The sequence below is a fragment of the Ornithinibacter sp. genome (genome assembly GCF_035443565.1).
GTDB lineage: Bacteria > Actinomycetota > Actinomycetes > Actinomycetales > Dermatophilaceae > Fodinibacter.
The window spans coordinates 1-1,718 of the sequence record NZ_DAORSO010000042.1; the positions used below are offsets into that span (position 1 = coordinate 1).

Annotated in this window: 2 protein-coding genes; both read left to right on the forward strand. The window is 72.7% G+C overall.

Going from position 1 to position 1,718, the window contains the following annotated elements; all coding sequences use genetic code 11:
• Positions 1 to 1,223 (forward strand): DUF2157 domain-containing protein (locus tag PLL68_RS06710; protein ID WP_324532843.1); only part of this gene is annotated, 1,223 nt, incomplete at its 5' end.
• Positions 1,220 to 1,718 (forward strand): GDYXXLXY domain-containing protein (locus tag PLL68_RS06715; protein WP_324532845.1); only part of this gene is annotated, 499 nt, incomplete at its 3' end. The genes PLL68_RS06710 and PLL68_RS06715, both read left to right, overlap by 4 nt.

The following is a 1,718-nucleotide window of genomic DNA, read 5'->3' on the forward strand; positions in this document are numbered from 1 at the left end:
AGCCCGGTCAGCCGGGTCCCGCTCCGCACGCCCCCGTCGTCGCCGCGACCCCCGGACAGCTGCACTGGCTGGAGGGCGAACTGGCCCACTGGCAGTCCGAAGGCCTCGTCGACCCGGTCGCCGCGTCGGCGATCCGCAACCGCTACGTCGCGAGCCGGCGCTTCACCCTCTCGCACATCGTCCTCACCCTCGGGGCCTGCTTCGTCGGGCTCGGCCTGATCTGGCTCGTCGCGTCGAACCTGGACCAGATGTCGCCGCTCGTGCGCTTCCTGCTCATGGTGGTGATCTGGCTGGGGCTCATCGGTGCCGCCGAGGTGCTCGCGGGGCGCCGCGAGCGCGAGGGCGACACGGCATCCCCCGTCGTGGGCGCGGTGCGCCTGCTCGCCGCGGGTGCCTTCGGGGCCGTGGTGTTCCAAGCGGCGCAGAGCCTGCAGGTGCCGGCGTTCGAGCCGATCCTCGTCGGGGTGTGGGGTCTGGGCGCCGTGCTGTGGGCGTATGCCGTGCGGGGGGTGGCGCCGCTCGTTCTCGGCATCGGCCTGATCGCCTTCTGGTTCGTCTGGCAGGTCATGAGTGCCGGGGAGGGCGCCTTCGCCGTCTCGACCGCCCTCGCGGCCGCTGCCCTCGCCGGGGTCTCGATCGGGGTGGTGCACAGCGTGGTCGGCTGGCGCGACTTCGCCCTGCCGTGGCGCGAGATCGGGGCGGCGCTGGGCCTGGTGGCGCTGTTCATCGCCGCGTTGCCGTTCGCCTGGGGTGAGGCTGCGGGCAGCATCGCGCTGTGGCTCGGCCTCGCGGTCGCGGGCGGTCTCGCCGTGCTGGCCCTGGCCCGCGGAGACCGCGTCGACCGGTTCGAGGTGGCCCTGTCGGCGCTGGCGCTGGCCCTGACGATCGCGCTGTCGCTGTGGCGCTTCGACCAGGACGTCATGGACACGGCCAACCTGCCGCCCGGGGCGTGGGCACGTGCCGTCTTCGCCGTCGTCGCCTACCTGTTCGTCGCGAGCGGGTATGCCGTGCTCGGCGGGATGCGGGACACGAGCCGTCTCACGTGGTTGGCGACGGCCGCCCTGGTCATCTTCGTCACCGTGCAGGCGTTCGCCGTGTTCGCTCCGATCGTGTCGGGTGCGGCGCTGTTCCTCATCGTCGGCCTCGTCCTGATCGGCACCGGCATCCTCGCCGACCGGGGCCGCCGACGGCTCGTGAGCGAGACCAAGGAGGCCCTGTCATGACCGCCCTCGAGAGCGGCATCCGGCCTGATCCGGCGCAGCCGGTGCCCCCGACGGGGCGCAGCCGAACCGGGCACCTCGCACGCGTCGCGGGGGTGGTGCTCACCAGCCTGGCGCTGCTCGCCGTCGCCGTCTGGCCGCAGTTGTCGGCGCGGTTCACCGGTGACGAGGTCGTGCTGCGGGTGCAGCCGGTCGACCCGATCGACCCCTTCCGCGGTGCCTACGTCGATCTCGGCTACCCCGACCTGCCCCGCCAGCAGTTCGACGAGGTCAACCCGGTCACCGAGGAGGAGCAGCAGGCCCTGGACGCCCAACGCGGCATCGCCTACGTGCCGCTGCGCCAGCAGGGAGAGGTCTGGGTCGGTGGCGAGGTCGTGCGCACGGCGCCGGCTGACGGGCTGTACCTGACCTGTGACGACTCCAGCTGGCGACTGCGGTGCGGGATCGAGAGCTGGTTCCTGCCGCAGGCTGATGCCAAGGCCTTCGAGGATGCCGTTC